Annotated in this window: 12 protein-coding genes and 1 rRNA gene; 5 read left to right on the forward strand and 8 right to left on the reverse strand. The window is 54.5% G+C overall.

The annotated features are described in order from the left end of the window. Positions 1-154: 154 nt before the first annotated feature. Entirely contained in the window at positions 155-2638 is a 2484-nt protein-coding gene (locus tag BR00_RS05720) for a sigma 54-interacting transcriptional regulator (RefSeq protein ID WP_496476627.1), read from the forward strand. Positions 2639-2642: 4 nt separating this feature from the next. After that, positions 2643-5237, forward strand: a complete 2595-nt coding sequence (locus BR00_RS05725; protein WP_496476628.1) for a PEP/pyruvate-binding domain-containing protein — start codon at positions 2643-2645, stop codon at positions 5235-5237. Here BR00_RS05725 and BR00_RS05730 read toward each other — a convergent pair. From BR00_RS05730 to BR00_RS05765, 8 genes are all read right to left on the reverse strand, one after another. Then, positions 5234-5623 (reverse strand): response regulator, encoded by a 390-nt coding sequence (locus BR00_RS05730; protein ID WP_496476629.1) that lies wholly within the window; start codon positions 5621-5623, stop codon positions 5234-5236. The genes BR00_RS05725 and BR00_RS05730 overlap by 4 nt on opposite strands. Positions 5624-5887: 264 nt before the next feature. Next, entirely contained in the window at positions 5888-10114 is a 4227-nt protein-coding gene (locus BR00_RS05735; protein WP_496476630.1) for a pilus assembly protein, read from the reverse strand. Beyond that, on the reverse strand, positions 10111-11274 hold the full coding sequence (locus tag BR00_RS05740; protein WP_496476631.1) for a PA14 domain-containing protein: 1164 nt from the start codon (positions 11272-11274) through the stop codon (positions 10111-10113). The genes BR00_RS05735 and BR00_RS05740 overlap by 4 nt, the downstream gene beginning before the upstream one ends. A gap of 4 nt (positions 11275-11278) precedes the next feature. Then, positions 11279-11563 (reverse strand): hypothetical protein, encoded by a 285-nt coding sequence (locus BR00_RS05745; RefSeq protein ID WP_281750625.1) that lies wholly within the window; start codon positions 11561-11563, stop codon positions 11279-11281. A 20-nt stretch (positions 11564-11583) separates the two neighbouring features. Then, positions 11584-12120: a pilus assembly PilX family protein gene (locus BR00_RS05750; protein ID WP_496476632.1), complete on the reverse strand. Its 537-nt coding sequence runs from the start codon at positions 12118-12120 to the stop codon at positions 11584-11586. Positions 12121-12133: 13 nt separating this feature from the next. Further along, a complete protein-coding gene (locus BR00_RS05755) occupies positions 12134-12541 on the reverse strand; it encodes a type IV pilus modification PilV family protein (protein WP_496476633.1) in 408 nt (135 codons plus the stop codon). Further along, complete coding sequence (locus tag BR00_RS05760; protein ID WP_496476634.1) at positions 12531-13136, reverse strand: PilW family protein; 606 nt, start codon at positions 13134-13136, stop codon at positions 12531-12533. The genes BR00_RS05755 and BR00_RS05760 overlap by 11 nt, the downstream gene beginning before the upstream one ends. Continuing rightward, positions 13124-13702 (reverse strand): GspH/FimT family pseudopilin, encoded by a 579-nt coding sequence (locus BR00_RS05765; protein ID WP_496476635.1) that lies wholly within the window; start codon positions 13700-13702, stop codon positions 13124-13126. Before BR00_RS05765 ends, BR00_RS05760 begins: the two co-directional genes overlap by 13 nt. 406 nt (positions 13703-14108) lie before the next feature. On the opposite strand from BR00_RS05765, the gene BR00_RS05770 reads away from it, so the two are divergent. From BR00_RS05770 to BR00_RS05780, 3 genes are all read left to right on the forward strand, one after another. Next, on the forward strand, positions 14109-14687 hold the full coding sequence (locus BR00_RS05770) for a FlgO family outer membrane protein (protein ID WP_496476636.1): 579 nt from the start codon (positions 14109-14111) through the stop codon (positions 14685-14687). A 3-nt stretch (positions 14688-14690) separates the two neighbouring features. Further along, complete coding sequence (locus tag BR00_RS05775) at positions 14691-15530, forward strand: hypothetical protein (protein WP_496476637.1); 840 nt, start codon at positions 14691-14693, stop codon at positions 15528-15530. Positions 15531-16000: 470 nt separating this feature from the next. After that, positions 16001-16483 (forward strand): 16S ribosomal RNA (locus BR00_RS05780); the annotation flags it as partial.

Consider the following 16483-nt stretch of genomic DNA (forward strand, 5'->3'; position numbering starts at 1 on the left):
TCCTCCTCAAGAAGGTTTGGGGGTTGTGCTTGTGCAAGAAGTATCAAGCTTTGTGCCTTCGCTGATAAGTCACTTTTTTTGTTGATTGTTTTTTATGTCGCGGGTCTTGCCTTGGCGGGATTTTTGCGTGACTATTTGCGCATCGGAGGGTGGTATGCGTCTCTTTTCGCTTTCCAATATCGTTGCCCGTCGTCCCCGGCGACCCAGCCGGTTTGCGCATTGGAGTGTGCGTCGCAAATTGGCCGCGGCGGTGTTTCCGGTAGTATTGGGTGTTTTGGCGATAAGCGGTGCCCTACTCATGCGCTCGACCCACTATTTCGTGGGAATGGCTGTAGAGCGGGTGACGCTGCTGTCCACCTTGGCGCAAGCCGACGCCGTGGCCGGGGTGTTCGCCACTTCGGTTCGATTGGCGGAACGCGCTTTTGCCGAGGCCGAACCGTCGTCTCAGGTTTTGCAGCAATTTTTGCGCGATGCGCGAATTGTGCTTGGCAATGGCGTGGTGGTGGAAGCGGCCCTGGCCGCCAGGCCTCCGCAGACCAGCGCCTTGGTGGTGGCCGACTCCCAGGGGGAACCTCTCGAGGTCCCCTTGCGCTGGGTCGCGCATATTCGCAATTCGCCGCTACCCGCGGATGCCGCTGGCTTGGCCCCAGGGATGCGACAATGGTTGGGGGTTGTCGATACGGTCTACCCCATTGAGTTGCGGGGGGCTGATAACCAGCCGGTGCATTGGGAGGTAGTGCGGTGGGCCATGGGGCTTCCCGACGGCGCGGTGTTGGTGGTTGGCGTAAGTCTGCGTGCCGTGCGCAATCTCCTTGCTCGGTACCATGGGGCGGATTCTCCCTTGGCTGGTTTCACGCGCACCCCAGGGCTGCGTTATTCCGTGCTCTTGGATCTTCAAGGCTGGATGTATTTGGAGGCCAGAGGTGATGTCTCTCCCCTTGCCCCACTGGATGTGGATGATGTGCGTTTCGGGTTTCAGGGGATTCAGGGGCGCGGGGCGTTGGAGGTGGCTTTTCGTCCTGGGTCGGAGTTTGAGAGTTATTGGGCGGTGGTGGCGGATCTTCAAGAGGGGCGGCATGGGGTGGTACGCTCGTTATGGTCACGCCGGGTAGGGAGCTCCGAAGGGGCTATCGTGGTGGGGTATGCGCCGGTGCGTTTTGCGGAAGATCCTGGGCAGCCGCCTCGGGTCGTGGCTGGCTTGGTGTATGTGGACCGCAGTCTGCTCGTGGCGCGCGCCGGTGAACAGCAGCTGTGGCTGATGCTGGGAGTAGGAGTGCTCACCATTGGCGTTCTCTCTTTGGTGCTTTGGGCCGTGGGCGCGGTCATCACCAGACCTCTTTTGCGTCTTGCAGAAGACGTGCGGGACTTGCAGGCCGGGAAATATGAGGAGTTGCCTCTGGAGCCGGAAATGGATCAGGAAACCGTTTTGTTGCGCCAGACCATCGGAGCGCTCATCCACAGCCTCCGCTGCAAGGATGCTGAAATCGTGCGCCGCGACAAGATGATGGAAAGTTTGCAGGCACGGGAGCCTGTGGCGTTGGAACTGCCGCCTGGCGACGGTATGGGCGTGGGGCTGGTGGGGATCAGCGCGGCAGTGGAACAACTGCGCGGGGTCATCGCCAAGGCCGCGGCTACGGACGCCGATGTGCTCATTGTGGGCGAGACCGGTACGGGCAAGGAGCTGGTGGCCCATGCCATTCATGAGTGCAGTCGTCGAAGCCTTGGTCCGTACATCACCATCAATTGTGGGGCGTTGGATGAAAACCTCCTCATGGACGCCTTGTTTGGCCACGTCAAAGGCGCCTTTTCCGAGGCCAAAGGTGAGCGCCAAGGGGCGTTTTTGGCGGCCAATGGTGGTACCCTCCTGTTGGATGAGCTCGGCAATGCCTCCATGCGCGTGCAGCAGGCGCTTTTGCGCGCCCTTTCCGCCCGTAAGATCCAGCCCCTGGGCAGTGACCGTGAGATCCCCTTCGATACCCGTGTCATCGCTGCCACCAACGCCAATTTGGAGGACATGGTACGTCAAGGTCTTTTCCGAGAAGACCTCTACTTTCGCCTTCAGGTACTCACCATTGCCACGCCGTCTCTGCGGCAGCGCAAGGAGGACATTCCCCTTTTGGCTGCCCATTTCCTGCAGGCGGCCTGCGAGGCTTCTGGCCGATCACCGGTGCTTCTGAGCCGCGGCGCCGTGGCGAAGCTGATGGCCTATGACTGGCCGGGGAATATCCGCGAACTGAAAAATTGTATTTTGCGCGTAGCGGCCTTCGTGGAGACCGGGGTGATTCAAGCCGAAGATCTTCTGCTGGGCAATGGATTGGGTACCGGCGAGGGGGCTGCCAGCGCCCCGCCGCTGGTGGCCAAGTCCCCCGAGAAGTCCGTCCCGCCTGCCGAGGGTACTGTCCGACCTCGGGAAGCCCTGACCCCTCGTCAGCAACGCGGATTGGAATATCTGCGTACCCATGGATCCATGACCCGGCAGCAATATGAATCCTTGTTTGAGGAACGCATTGCGTCGCGCACCGCCCTTTATGATCTCAAGGAGCTGGTGCGCAAAGGATATGCCGTACTCGAAGGCAAAGGGCCATCGACGCGCTACGTGCTCGCAGAAGACCGCGAGTCCCAACACAGAGGAGGATAATGGTATGGCGGGCAGTGTTTTGGATGGGTTGCGCGCGTTGTGGCAATGGGCGAGGGGTCGCGGTGCATCTTCGCGGCCCACAGAGGTGGATGGCTCCTTCAAGGAGAAATACCAGGCCTTTTTGCAGCTTTTGGAGAGCAATACCGAGCTGTTGCGCATCATCGCCGAGATGGAAGATGTCCTTGAACAGGGGCGGTCTTTCGGGCCTGGGGTGCCGCGCACCTGGGCCAGCCGGACGGTCTTTCATGCCTTGCGCATGCTGCGGAGCTTCGAGACCCTTGCGGGTCGCCCTGAGCCGGAATTGCACCGTCGTCTGCTCTCGCTTCAGGAGAGCATGGAGGCACTGGCCCAGGCAATGACCGGACCTCCTTCGGGACCGTGGATTCTCGCTGTGGAGGAGATCCATGACTTCCCAGCCTCCTTGGTCGGCGGTAAAGCCGCAACTATGGGGGCTTTGGTCCGGGCGGGTTTTTCCGTGCCGCGGGGGTTTGTGGTGACCACTGCGGCCTGCGCGGCGGTGCTCCAGCAAAGCGAAAGTTGGTCTGAGATCCAGCACTGGCTTTTGACGGTGGATCCCCATGTTCCCACAACGGTGCGGCAGGCTTCGGAGGCGCTCAAGCAGGTGGTTCAAACCGTCGCCTTCCCCCCGGAGCTTGGAGAACAAATGGCGCAGGCCATGGAGGCGTTGGCGCGTCAGTGTGGAATCGAGCTGGAGCATCTTCGTGTGGCGGTGCGTTCCAGCGCCGAGGGCGAGGACGGCGACTATTCCTTTGCCGGTCAGTACCACACCGTGTTGGGAGTGGGGGTGGACGGCATAGAGGAGGCCTACCGAGAGGTCCTCGCTAGTCTTTTTACCCCTGAGGCCATTGTGTATCGGGCGGCCTTGGGCATGGATTCGGTGGCCATGGCCGTGCTCGTCCAGGAAATGATCCCCGCCCGAGCTGCCGGGGTACTGTTTACCCGCGACCCCCGCTCGGGCGGAAGTCCGTATCTTTTGCTGGAGGCCGCGTTGGGTTTGGGCGTGGCTGTGGTGGACGGTTTGGTGGTGCCGGATCGTTGGGTTTTGGAGCGCACCGATGCGGATGTGGTCGTGACCGAGGTCCAGCCTGGCGACAAGGCGTTTACTGTGGTCCCCGTTCCGGGCGGCATCAAGCACTGCCCGCTGCCGGAAACCCAGCGTCGGAGCCTTTGCCTGGATACGGCTACCGTTCTTGCCTTGGGCCGTCTTGGCGAAGCGCTGGAGCGTTTTGGAGGCGGGCCGCAGGATGTGGAGTGGGTGGTGCGTGACAATGGCGATATTGTTATTGTCCAGAGTCGGCCTTTGGGATGCGTCCCGCAAGCGCAGGAAGAGGATTTCGTTTTGCAGGCGCCGGTGCTTGTGAGCGGCGGCGAGCCTGCCTATGCTGGCATCGGCGCTGGTCCGGTATTCGTGGTGCACGATGCCCACGACCTCGACGTGTTTCCCCAGGGCGCCGTGCTGGTGGCCAGCCACTCGTCGCCAGAGTATCTTTTTGCCTTGCCCAAGGCTGCGGCTGTGGTCACCGAGTTCGGCAGTGTCACTGGCCACATGGCGTCGCTGTGCCGGGAATTTCATGTCCCTTCACTGGTGGGGGTCCCCGGTGCCCTCGCGGCTTTGCGTCCCGGAGAGGAGGTGACGGTGGATGCCCGCACCCGGCGGGTCTATGCAGGTCGTCTGGAGGCGATGGTGGCTGGGGGTCGTGCTGCAGAGGCGGGGCCACGTCGTCGTGGCAGCGCGTACGCCATGGCTCGATCCCTGTACGACCTCGTCGTACCTTTGCGGCTGGTGGATCCCAAATCTCCCCAGTTTGCTCCTCAGGGGTGCCACACCATCCATGACATCATGCGCTATCTCCACGAGCACTCCTATGCGGAGATGTTTCGCTTGAGCGATTTGGTGGCTGATCACCAGGGGGCCACTTTACGGCTCAATGCCCCCACTGGTCTTGATCTCCACATTATTGATTTGGGCGGCGCCCTTGCCCCGAAAGCAGGGCAGGAAGGATGGGTGCGGCTTGAAGATGTGCTATCGCGGCCTTTTGCTGCGTTGCTGCAAGGTTTGGTGCTCGGCGAAGCGGCCTTGCGCCAGCCGCGGCCGGTGCATGTTGGAGGGCTGCTTTCCGTACTGCGTGAGCAGGCGCTGGGCGGCGCTCGTCCGGGGGAAGATCGCTTTGGGGAAAAGAGCTATGCCATTGTGTCCGATAAATATCTCAATTTTAGCTCCCGCGTGGGCTATCACTACGGGGTACTGGATTGCTATTGCGGCAATACGGTGAATAAAAATTATATTTCGTTTGTCTTCAAGGGCGGGGCTGCTGACGACGTCAAACGCAGCCGCCGGGCCCGGGCCATTGCTGCCATTTTGGCTCGGCTGCATTTTCGGGTGGAAACCGTGGCGGATCAAAGTTTTGCCCGCTTCCATAAGGCCAGCGCCGAGGTCATTGCCGATCGACTGGTGCATGTGGGACGATTGCTCCAATTTACCCGGCAGGCAGACATGCTCATGGTCAATGAAGCATGTGTGGACGCTATGGTGGAAAGTTTTCTGCGAGGTGATGCGTACTTTCAATGCCCTGTTTAGGGTGTTGTCGTGGTGCGCATGCGGTCCACTGCCTGATGGACGGCACTGAGGAGTTCTTCAAAGGAGCATGGTTTGAGGAGGAATTCTGCAGCGCCGTCTTGGAGAGAGCGGCTTGCAGCCTGGATATCGCCATGGCCGGTGAGGATGATGACTTGGGTTGCCGGGGCGCAGGCGCGTAGGTGGGGGAGGATGTCGAGTCCGCTCGGGCCAGGCATCTTGATGTCGAGGATCACCACGTCGAAGGGGCCGGCGTCTTCGAGACGGCAGAGGGCCTCAGGGCCGTTGGCGGCGGTGACCACGTCGAGACCTTTGGCAGTAAAGAGTTTGGCCATGAGCTGGCGGAAGCGGTCTTCATCATCGACGATGAGTATACGAATGGGAGACATAGAGGTCCATCCTTGGTACGAAGATAGGCCACTTTGTGACTCGGTATAGGGCTGCGGTCAAGGCTGGAGTTGTAACACTGACCTTCTTGAACGCGGCAATTTTTCAGAGACAGAGCAGGCCATCCGGCGAAACGATACCTGCTGCTTGGGAGGCGTCTCGGATGTTCAACAAACCACAACACCGATCCTCCGGGACAAGGATCGGTGTTGTGGTGGTTCAGGTCCTCCATTGGACGGTTTGCGAGAGGATGCCCTCCCGAGCGCTTAGTCCGTGGTGCGTTTGAGCCAATAGAGAATACCACTCTTGAAGGGAAGCGGCATGGCGAGCTCCACGGTGGCAATGGCGCCGGTGCTCGTTTGGATGAACGCCGTTCCCTTGCTTTTTTCTCCCACATGAATGTTCGGAGTTAGAGCAAGACCTTTGCCAAGTTCCACAGAGACTGCAAAGGGATCTTCTGTATTTGTGAGTATCGGGATATAGTAAGGCGTCCCTGTTTTGTAGTACACAGCATAAAGTTTGCTTCTTCCTTCTATTTCACACAAGTCGTCACTTGGTATATAAGTAGTGAAGAGCGTTGTGCCTCCCAATACCGCCGCTTGGCCAAGGACGCGTTCTAATGGTTGGGAAGGAAAGTTCCGTTCCCAACCAGGTTTTGATTCTGTCTGGGAGATCAAGCTGTCCCATGTAAGGGTTGTATTGGTGCTGCCCTCTGTTTTGATGACTTGAACGCATGTCTTCGTGAACGTATTGCCGCATGTGGCATTGACGAGACTTATTTGCGTGCTGTTGAAAAGATCCGCTGCATTGACGGCGCTCCATGTCTCCGTACCGTTAGATTTTGGCTCTTTGATACCGTAAAAAGACATGCCTTGAGATTGCTGGATATCGTTGCGAGTAAAGAAACGACCGGTTCCAGCATAAACCCAGATGTTTTGCTTTTCATCCAAGGCAATAGATGCGGATGCGGAAAATGGTTTTTGGACGTTGATGAGTGTAGAATTTCCTATCCACGTAACAATATTGGATGACTCCTGGGTGTCGTTGGTTATGAGCCGGTACATCTTCCCGGTTGCATTGGTTGGATCTCCCGCAATAGATCCATAGTAGACGACGTCTGCCTTGAATTCCTGGTTTGCATCATTTTTCCCAACATCCAAGTCGACAGCAACTGGGTCACCAATAAAGGAACCTGGTTCGGTTTCTGCGAAAAATGACGTGGAATTGGAGAGAAATGATCCTGTGGCATCCAGAGTTCGGATCGTTTTTTGTGTTGTCAGTGCTTTGAGGTCAAGGACAAAAAGTTTGCCCGCTTGGTCGCTGGTGGCCAAATTGATTGTATTGGGGTCAGGTTCGCCCGCGCTGTTGGCCGGGCCGGAGCCGAATACGAGATACCAATTGTTGTCAGAAGCTGTATTGGCGTTGGGCGTGCTCATGGGCATCACCGTGGGATAGCAGGTGGTGAAGCCCATGCCGGGAAGACGGATTTCCGCCAAGGGTTGGGGGCCGAGTTCTGGGTCGGTGATGTCGAAAATGACATACGCGGAGCCCATGATACGGTCGGTGGCGTTGTCAAAGCCGGGAAGGCCAGTCTTGTCGAGGTCGGCTCGGATTTTTCCGCCTCCAAAACGCATGCCGGCGACTAACAAGGTCCCCCAGCCTTCGGGATAGGTAGCATTGTCTTTCGGAGTGATGCCGTCTGTCTGGAAAAATACTCGGGCATCGAAGACCCGTGGCTTGAGATCCATGTAGGAAACATGGAGTTGTCTGCCGTAGGACGGATCCATGAGCCAGTAAAGGTGAGGAAGTAGATTGTATGGGATGTATGCCCATAGTTCCGATCCAATTGGAAATTGTGTCTTTCCATCTTGGGTTGTGTCAAACCCTTTCCTCGTGCTGTTATAAAATCCTGCATTGAATGCATGTAACATTCCATCATTGGCGCCGACGTACACAACATTGCGCCTATTTTTATATTTTTCAACAAAATCTTGGTATGTCTCATCTTTATAGATAAGATGATAATTTTCTGCAGGTTTGCCGACTACCGTTGGCGTGGAAAAGACGACATCTCCAAGACGCCAAGTATACGATGTCCCGTTCTCCACATAATGACGACTGCGTGAGGCATTGACCGCGATGCCGGCGATGGTCTCGCTCGATTGATCCGCCCCGCGGATGAAATCCACCTGGCGGCGGGCAAGACCTTCGAGGAGAGCGGCAAATGCGCTCGAATTGCTGGTCCGGAGTGTATTGTAGGCCGCTGGCGTATCCTCGAATGAGGGGTATAGCGTCAAATAGGCGTAGAAATCCGTAGAGTTGGTGAGACCTGGAGAGTATGAGGTATCCGGTGGCCATTTGAAATGCTGGATCTCGCCGGTTTCCACAACGCCGTTGGCGTTCTTGTCGGCAAAGGTGATGATGTATCGGTTGGCTGTTGTTGCATTGTAAAATGAACGCTGTGCCACAATGGCCGAATTGTCTATCTGATTGAGCCATGCGCTGGATGTCCATATATAATGAACATCAAAAGGATTGTTCAATAATTCTATTGTTGCATTTTGTTCTTCTGGATCGAGCTTTCCATTGGCATTGACGTCCGTATATCGATAAATATTGAGGTCTTGATAGCGAATAATCTTGTCGTATTGGATATCGAGTTGTCCGTTGCCATTGGTGTCTTCACGGATATTTCCTTGGGGATCGACCAGCAGCGCGTGGACTTGGCCTGCCCAATGAATGGTGTTTCCCGCTTCATCTCGGAATTCTGGGAAGAATATCGATTGATAAACAGCACCTTCACCTTCTCGGGATTGAGAAATGACGGACGCTGCCGAACCGGATGCCGTCCGGCGGAGAATATCCGCAAACGCTTTATTGAGCTGCTCTTCAAGCTTCGTTGGGTTGGCGACGTAGAAATAGGTATCAGGAACGCCATCGTTGTTTTTGTCCCAATCGGAGGTCAAATCAGGGATGCCGTTATTGTTGCTGTCTTCAAATCCCCCCCATTTGGCGGCGTACCACAGTGGTGTCTTGAGAAGGCTGGCGCCAGGGGTGGAGCCAGGAGTGAAGAATAGCGTGGAAGTCAGTGGCAGAGGTCCTGGCTCATTGGGGAAGTCAAGATAATAGTCGGGGTCACTGCCTTCAGCGGTGTCTTTATCGCGCACGACCAAATATGTGCCGTCAGTAGTGGTGCCGGAGATGATATAGCCCATGTGCTGGATGATGCCTCCAGCAGCATATTCCGACGTCAGAGTGATTTGAACCGTATTGTTGGCAAGTACTTCGTAACTATATCGGACAATGGCATCCATGTCGTGGTCTGCACCTTGTTCCACGTCTTCAAAATTGACGCGAAATTTTCCGCTGGTTGCATTGATTTCCTCCACAAAGAAATCAACAATGGTATTTGTTGGCTGGAATGCTCCTGGATCAGAACTAATGCTGTATCCACCAACGGATTTTGCAAATGGGACCATAGTGATAGTGCTATTGCCGACGGGTATTTTAATTTCTGGAAGCGGCGAAGAAAGCGCCACTATGTAGGAAATCATGGATTGTGTTCCATTGACAGTATTGAGATCGGTGGTTGCTCCATAGTTGGTGACCGCTGCACTGTAGAACGAACCTTGTTTGGTAGGCTCTTCCGGACAAAGGCCACGAATAGATCCAAATCCAAGGACGGATTTTGGAGTGCATGCACCATTATACGAGCTTGACTCTCCGATAAAATACGTTCCGTTGATGGATTCTGTATCGGAAATGTTCTGGGAACGTGTTTGGACGTTGAGTCCGGAGAGTGTAGAAGTAAACGTGCTATTCCAGGCGCTGCCTGGAAGTTGATCGGAGTCGTAGGAAGGAAAGATATCGGAGATGGCGATCATGACTGGCTTGGCGCAGTAGTTGGAAGCATTATACGGGTTGTTCCATGCGGCCAAGGGAAGTCCAAGCTGATTATCGTCTAAGTTCACATCGGTACTGCTATAAGTAAATGCAGGGGTGGCATTGCCTGCTCCGGCGAAGTAGCGTACTGTTTCGTACATCATTTCTGCCATGGGATTGCCCCACATCCGGCATTCTCCCTCTCTGAGTGGTCTCGTCGCAATCCATCCACAATTTTCATTATAATCGAAATTAGAGTCATTTCGAAATCCATGAATTCGAAGTCTGTCAATAGTTGCTATAATTCCACCTATGGAACTATTGTCAAGATAGAGGAATTCTCCTGTTGTACTGTTGATTTCGCGAGAGATACTTCCAATATTTTGGCGCAGGACTCCACCGGAAAGATTCTTGGTATAGGATCCAGTGATCAAGCCAAAGAGCATTTTGTCTGATTCGCCATGGCGCTGGAGAATGCCGATGGGTTTATACGTCCCGTTGGGATAGAGCTTGCAATTCGGTTCAGGCATTGATGCGACACCTACCTGAACACGAAGAATGTAGTCCGTAATGACTGCAGTATCCACTAAGTTGTAGGTGGCATGAGTCATGTTGGAGAGACCAAGAGTGCTGCTTGCTGGAACGATATACCATTTATTTTTTTAACATTATACCAATATAAGTAATAGTTTGCTGATCCCGAAGCTTCTTCGTGGCGAAATTCGATGGTATGCTGCCCTGATGTAAGAGCAACTGTTGCGTTATGTGTTTTGCAGTCACATTTGCCATGTCCTCCATACCATCCTACAACCACATTACCGTCAATAAGCAGTTCAACGGCATCATCGCCGTCAATGGCAAATGTATAGTTTCCAGTTTTATCGATATTCAACGATCCAGAAAAAATCGTGAGGAAGTTGTCGTCATTGCCAAATGGATTGTCTGATCCGTTAATAGTTATCGTATCTCCGGTGGTATTCCCAAATTGCCGACTTGGCGTTGCATAGGTAGCGACCATGTTTTGGAACTCTGCCGCATTGGCAGGGTGTCCAGGATGGCTGGTGCTTCCGCCAAAGTTACTTTTGACCACTGGGCGCTCGGTGGCGACCCATTCCCAAATACGGGCTGAGCTATTGGGAAGAACCCGTAAAAGTGGGGCGCCGTCGGTGCCGAGGGCGGTTGTGGCGATGAGATGGCGACGACCGGAAAGGGGGAGATCGAGAGGCGTGTATTCGCGGATATCATACCCATCGCGGGCGATACTTTCGTATTCTTTTCCAAAAGAATGGGCGTCTTGAGGAATATACGCCCGCTCCAACACGGTTTCTGTTGCAGTATCGGTGCTGCGATATCCTCCATAGAGCACCTTGCGGAGACAATCCATGCGCGTCATGCTGACATAGTTCAGAAAGTCACCGCTCCAATAGGGTCCATCAGGGGCCTTCTTGGTGGTGGTGACTCCACGAGGTTCAAATCTCCCGGCCGCGTTATTGTATTCGTAATATTTAAAGGAATCAAAATAGCCGTAGTAATTGATCGACGGTTTATAGCGAATATCGAGCTCTCCATCGCCATCGATGTCAGAAGCGTCGTTATAGGCTTCGTAGTATAATCGATGATCTCTGGCCATAGTGAGCATGACCATCGGTGGTAGACTGTTGGTCAAAAATGGTGGAACGTAATTATACTGCGAGGCAACTTCTGCCAATGCAAAATTTCCTATGGAACAGAGAGTCCATACAAACAGAAAAATTGCAACAAGGCGGCGCATGCTATCACCTTCCTTCGATTTCCAGAGCATAAATACGAAAGCCTTCTTTTTGGATGCGAACGCGTGTCTTCGGCGTCAGAAGATGGGCTCGATCTGGGACGTCATACCATCGGTCATCATATTTAATGCGGGCGGTTCTGATGAATACGTATCGAATGTGGTCAATTTCTACTTGATAGCCACCCGTATCGTACCATGCTGGTTTGGTCACAGTCCCCTTGGACCATGGCATGGCAAAAGCCATCAGATGAAAAAGAATCATCATCACAAGGAGAGAAAATACTTTCATGAGAGACCTCGCGCTTCTCCTCAATAGTTCACATGCCGCCAGCCGAGGTCCACTTCGGCCCTGGACGCGCGATCTCCTTCATAGTGAGAGCGCACCAGGTAGACGACAAAAGAACCTCCTTTGGCGGCGCTTTTGCCAACGCCTTCGTATCCGGCGCCCATTTGGATAGCGCTGCCGACGACCAGTCCCTGGGAGAATTGGCCGGCACGAAGGTAGATGCCGGTGGTGCCATTGGTGTACAAAGAAATCGGCCAGGAGGCATTGTCGCTGGCATTAAAGCTGGCCACCGTTTGGTTCGTCCAGCATGCAGCGTCGCAAGTTCCCGCTGGACACGAAGGAAGCCCTGCGAGGTTTTCGTTACAGAGGGCAAGGGGCTGGTTTTGTTCGAGATTGGCTTCTAAGATTTCGTGGCCGACATTGACTCCGCTATCGGCATGGATGAGGGCATTTTTGGCGTCACGATCATTGGCCGCAATCATGACATTGATATCGGTAACGTCAGCTACCATGAGTCCTAGGGCTGTCAGGACGAATAAAACGATGAGTGCAATGACCAAGGAAGATCCTTGCTCAGTATTTTGGGGAGAAGACATAAGTCGTCCGTATGCTTCCTGAGTTTCTGAAAATTTGCCAGGATATAGAGCAGTTCATTTCTTTGGAGTTAGCAATTGGGGTGTTGTTCGTGATATTACATATAAAATTATAATTTACATTGTCTATCGTTATGTTATTATTGATATTCGATATGTTTTTATATGTATTTTCATTATACTGATTTATTGTAGAATTTTCTATAAGTTGCTCCAAAATAAAATTGGCTTGCGTTGCATAATAAGATCTGCTGTCCTGAAAAGATCCTTGCGAAAAAAGGCTGGCAACGCCAAGCAACCCTATTGCCAGGATTGCAGCGACAACGAGGAGTTCTACGAGAGAAAATCCAGAGATTTTACTTTGTTGCGATAACTTCCTATTTGGCATTGCGAACCTGCACTACTGTTGTCATAGTACGATTCCGTATACCCATGTTTGCACGATTGGAAGATGGAATTGCTGTTGCGTTGATTTGAACCATACGAATGGATTCCAAATTTGCATTCGGATCAGAAATTACGTTCCCATCAGCGTCCAAATATGTGAACTGGAGGTCACCTATATTGATAGCGAGTGGCTGCCATGGCACAGTGCCTGTGCTAAATTTTTGAATGGAATTTGTTGTTGCATTGAAGTAAAATGTTGTTATTTCATTGTCAGATCCATCAAAAGTCCCATTGCCGTCAGCATCTTGAGTGTAATTTATTTGTGTTTGATTTGTTATAGGTGTAAAACCAAAATTATCTGTTGCATTTGTATTTGGAGAGTAGCCGCACATGCGAATAGAATCCGCCATGGAAGTCATTGCCGAGAGCAGCTCTTGCTGCATTAATGCTGTTTCTTCTCGAATGAGCGCTTGTCGATTATGTGTGGCAAACAAATTGTAAATGGCAACACCTAAAATGCTCATGATGGCAAGTACCACCAAGAGTTCTACAAGGGTCATTCCTTGTGGATAGCGATGCCTGGTTATGGAATCCATTGGGTTCCTTGCCATTGTCGGACGAGCATTGATCCTGAAAGACTGCGGGCCGTGACCGCCATGGTCGCGCCCGTTCTATCTTGCAGATATACGGTCCCCAGCGAGCCGGTAATGCCGCCGCGTGGGTTGAAGACGAAGCGGTTGCTCGGGGGCAGGGGAGAGGTGGAGTTGGAAATGCTGGCGCCGCTGACCGTTTTGGTGGCGGCCCCGTGGCCGAAGTCGATTCCCCCCTGGAGTTCACTCAGTGAAAAGCGGCGGAAGAGTTCGTTGTCGTTTTCGGTGCTCCAGTTGTTGTCTGGGCCGTCTTCGGTATACACTGCGCATGTTCGGTTGGCGGCGTTGAACACCACCGCAACATTGGTATTTCTTTTGATGGCTTCCATGCGCGCGAGCTGGCAGAGGCTGATGATGGTACGCGTTGCCCGTTTGAGATTGCTGTAGGGCAAATATGTGGACAGGGCCATGGCGGATAGGCCCATCAAGATGGCCATGATGGCGAGGACTACCATGATTTCAACCAAGGTAAAACCTCGAGGCTGATGACTAGACGGCGTGGGTGCACACATCGCGATCTCGCAGGAAGTTAACTTTTTTTCCCATATACCTTCCTGCCATGGTAAAAGCAAGGGAGTTGTTCCAGCTTTGTTGACGGCATCAGGGAGTATTGAGCAGGTTTTTTGTGGGCTTACTCGCTAATTTCTTTGAATATATTTTGTTTCGATGCACGGTATTTCGCTGGAGGATATTTGCCGATAACTTTGCTCATGAATCACCTCACGGGGAGTCTCTTTAATCCCAATTCGGTGTTCAAGAAAACTCTATCCCAGAGGAGAAGGGGGGCAAGGCTGCTCGCTTGACAGAAGTGCTCGCAAAGGCGGCTCCATTCAGCTCGGCGTCCTGGTTAGGCCGTCGCTTTTGTGGACCAGTTTTTGCTTGTGTCCGTCTGGTGGAGTTTTTTTCCCGGAGGATCCCATGCGTTGGCTTGTGCTTGTACTCTTGATGATAAGCGGATGTGGGCAGATTTCCTCGCTTGTTTCGTTGACACCGCGTGAGCCGGCTGGGGACCAGGTGCTTTTGCGGGAGGCCTACCGCGCTGCGGACACCTTGCATGGGCAATTGCGCTCTACCGAGGCGGCGGCGCACCCGATGCTGGTGGCCGCTTTTGTGGATGGCGCAGACGTGGAGCACGTCAGCGACGTGGGCCGTCTTTTGGCCGAGCAGGTGGCCTCGCGTCTGGGACAGCTGCGTTACGCCATGAAGGACGTGCAATTGCGCTCCCAGTCGGTGGTGGTGCGGCCGGGGGGGGTGCTCGCGTTGTCGCGGCGTCTTGAGGACCTGGACCCGGAGGCGGAGGCCTATGCCGTATTGGTGGGCACGTACACCCAGATAGGCGCGCGCCTTTTTGTCAATGTACGGGTGGTGCGGGCGCAGGACAATGTGGTGCTTGCTGCCGCGGACATGGATTTGCCAGCCAAGGCCCTGGTGCCGCGGCAACAACTTCCCTACCGGGAGCCCTCGGTGGCGACGAGTCTGTCCTCGAGAGTGCCGTAGTCTATGTCATGGCGTCAGGTGTGTGATCAGTTGGCCCTCCTTGCGCAGGACGGGACCAGCTGGTGGTCGCAGGTGGCACGAGATCCGCAGGCCGTGCTCGCATGGGACCACCACACCTTGGTGGTGCGCTGGGCCGGCAATGCCGCCTTGTGGGTGGACGCGCTCCCCCAGGGGCTTTTGGTGCGCACTGCCGAGGAATACCTGTGTCTTTCGCCGCCGGGGTTTCGGGTGGTGTTGGAGCCTGCGGCTGCGGATTTTCCGGGGATTATCCGCCAGATAGATGACCTCGCCCGACGTTTTGTGGCCTTCCGCCGTCGGGTGATGCGTGTTGCTCATCCCCAGGCAGGGTTGGTGGATTTTCTTGCCCTGCGGGAGCCGTGTGTGGGGGCGGTGGATGTCCTGCTTGCGGAAAGTGCCCCCCGCGTGGATCTCGTGCTCGTCCATCCGCAGGGGATGCTCTCGTGCTGGCTGGTGCGGCGTGCAGAATCCCTGCGGCCGGCATCGGCGCGTCATGCCTTGGTGCGCCAGGTGACCGCGCTTCGCCGGGAGCTCGCACAGCCGCAATCCATGGCCACCCTGGAAGGCCTTCTTGGGCGTTGGCCCCATGTGCCGGGCCTTTTTGCGAGGAAGCGTCCGCGGCGGCTCGTCCATGCCGTGTGCCCTGAGCCAGCAGTGCTGGTCACCGGGTTTTTGCCGGAACTGCGGCCTGTTGTGGCTGCCTGGGCCGAGGATTTGCGCTCGCAGGGGGTGCCCCGGGTGATTTCGGTGGCGGATCCCGCCCATTTTTCTCCTCGTCACTGGTCGTTGGCGGAAATCGATGTGCGTGGAGGCGGAGGGCGGTAGCTGCGCGGGGGCCACGGACGCGTGCCCTTGAGAATCAGGAGCGGCGGGATGGCTCCTCGGAGGAAAGGGGTCAAAGGCGCTGGAGATGGTAAAATCTCTTTGAATTTTTAGTAGAAAATGAGAAATTTTTGTTCTTCCGCAATTTTTTCTTGACCGCTGTTTGGGTTTTTCTCTAAGAGTTTTCTTCCCGCGAGCGAGCAGGTCTTGGGCGCGGGGTTCTTTGAAAGGTGAAGGAGTTTTTTGGGTTAGGGGCGAAAAAGTCCTTGACAGTAAGGGGAGGGCCTCTGTAGGGGGTGCGTCCCTTCGGGAGCGGGGCTGGATGGCCCCGGTGGAAAAAACTCCTTGACAGGGGGTTGGGGTCTCGGTAGAGGCGCCGACCTCGCGCCCGGAAGGGCAACGGTCTTTGACAAATAAATAGCGAGAAGAACCAAGGTAAGGTTTCTACGGCAACTTGGTTGCCTTGACGTTTCAAACTGGAGAGTTTGATTCTGGCTCAGAATGAACGCTGGCGGCGTGCCTAACACATGCAAGTCGGACGCGAAAACGCCTTCGGCACTCAGTAGAGTGGCGCACGGGTGAGTAACGCGTAGGTAATCTGCCTCTGGATTGGGGATAACTCTGCGAAAGCGGAGCTAATACCGAATGGTCTGGCTTTATTTCGATGAAGTCGGTAAAGGATGCCTCTGCATATGCATCTGTCCAGAGATGAGCCTGCGTCCCATTAGCTAGTTGGTAGGGTAAAGGCCTACCAAGGCGACGATGGGTAGCTGGTCTGAGAGGATGATCAGCCACACTGGAACTGGAACACGGTCCAGACTCCTACGGGAGGCAGCAGTGGGGAATATTGGGCAATGGGCGCAAGCCTGACCCAGCAACGCCGTGTGAGGGATGAAGGCCTTCGGGTCGTAAACCTCTGTCAGAAGGGAAGAACGGGCACAGTTCGAATAGGGCTG

The sequence above is a fragment of the Thermodesulfomicrobium thermophilum DSM 16697 genome, assembly GCF_059568695.1.

What these genes read in the sequence shown, in the direction of transcription:
- BR00_RS05740 (WP_496476631.1), bottom strand. Translation starts at nt 11,274, where the DNA reads ATGCGCCGCCTTGTTGCAATTTTTCTGTTTGTATGGACTCTCTGTTCC.
- BR00_RS05755 (WP_496476633.1), bottom strand. Translation starts at nt 12,541, where the DNA reads ATGCCAAATAGGAAGTTATCGCAACAAAGTAAAATCTCTGGATTTTCT.
- BR00_RS05735 (WP_496476630.1), bottom strand. Translation starts at nt 10,114, where the DNA reads ATGACTCATGCCACCTACAACTTAGTGGATACTGCAGTCATTACGGAC.
- BR00_RS05765 (WP_496476635.1), bottom strand. Translation starts at nt 13,702, where the DNA reads ATGTGTGCACCCACGCCGTCTAGTCATCAGCCTCGAGGTTTTACCTTG.
- BR00_RS05775 (WP_496476637.1), top strand. Translation starts at nt 14,691, where the DNA reads ATGTCATGGCGTCAGGTGTGTGATCAGTTGGCCCTCCTTGCGCAGGAC.
- BR00_RS05745 (WP_281750625.1), bottom strand. Translation starts at nt 11,563, where the DNA reads ATGAAAGTATTTTCTCTCCTTGTGATGATGATTCTTTTTCATCTGATG.
- BR00_RS05760 (WP_496476634.1), bottom strand. Translation starts at nt 13,136, where the DNA reads ATGGATTCCATAACCAGGCATCGCTATCCACAAGGAATGACCCTTGTA.
- BR00_RS05730 (WP_496476629.1), bottom strand. Translation starts at nt 5,623, where the DNA reads ATGTCTCCCATTCGTATACTCATCGTCGATGATGAAGACCGCTTCCGC.
- BR00_RS05770 (WP_496476636.1), top strand. Translation starts at nt 14,109, where the DNA reads ATGCGTTGGCTTGTGCTTGTACTCTTGATGATAAGCGGATGTGGGCAG.
- BR00_RS05720 (WP_496476627.1), top strand. Translation starts at nt 155, where the DNA reads ATGCGTCTCTTTTCGCTTTCCAATATCGTTGCCCGTCGTCCCCGGCGA.
- BR00_RS05725 (WP_496476628.1), top strand. Translation starts at nt 2,643, where the DNA reads ATGGCGGGCAGTGTTTTGGATGGGTTGCGCGCGTTGTGGCAATGGGCG.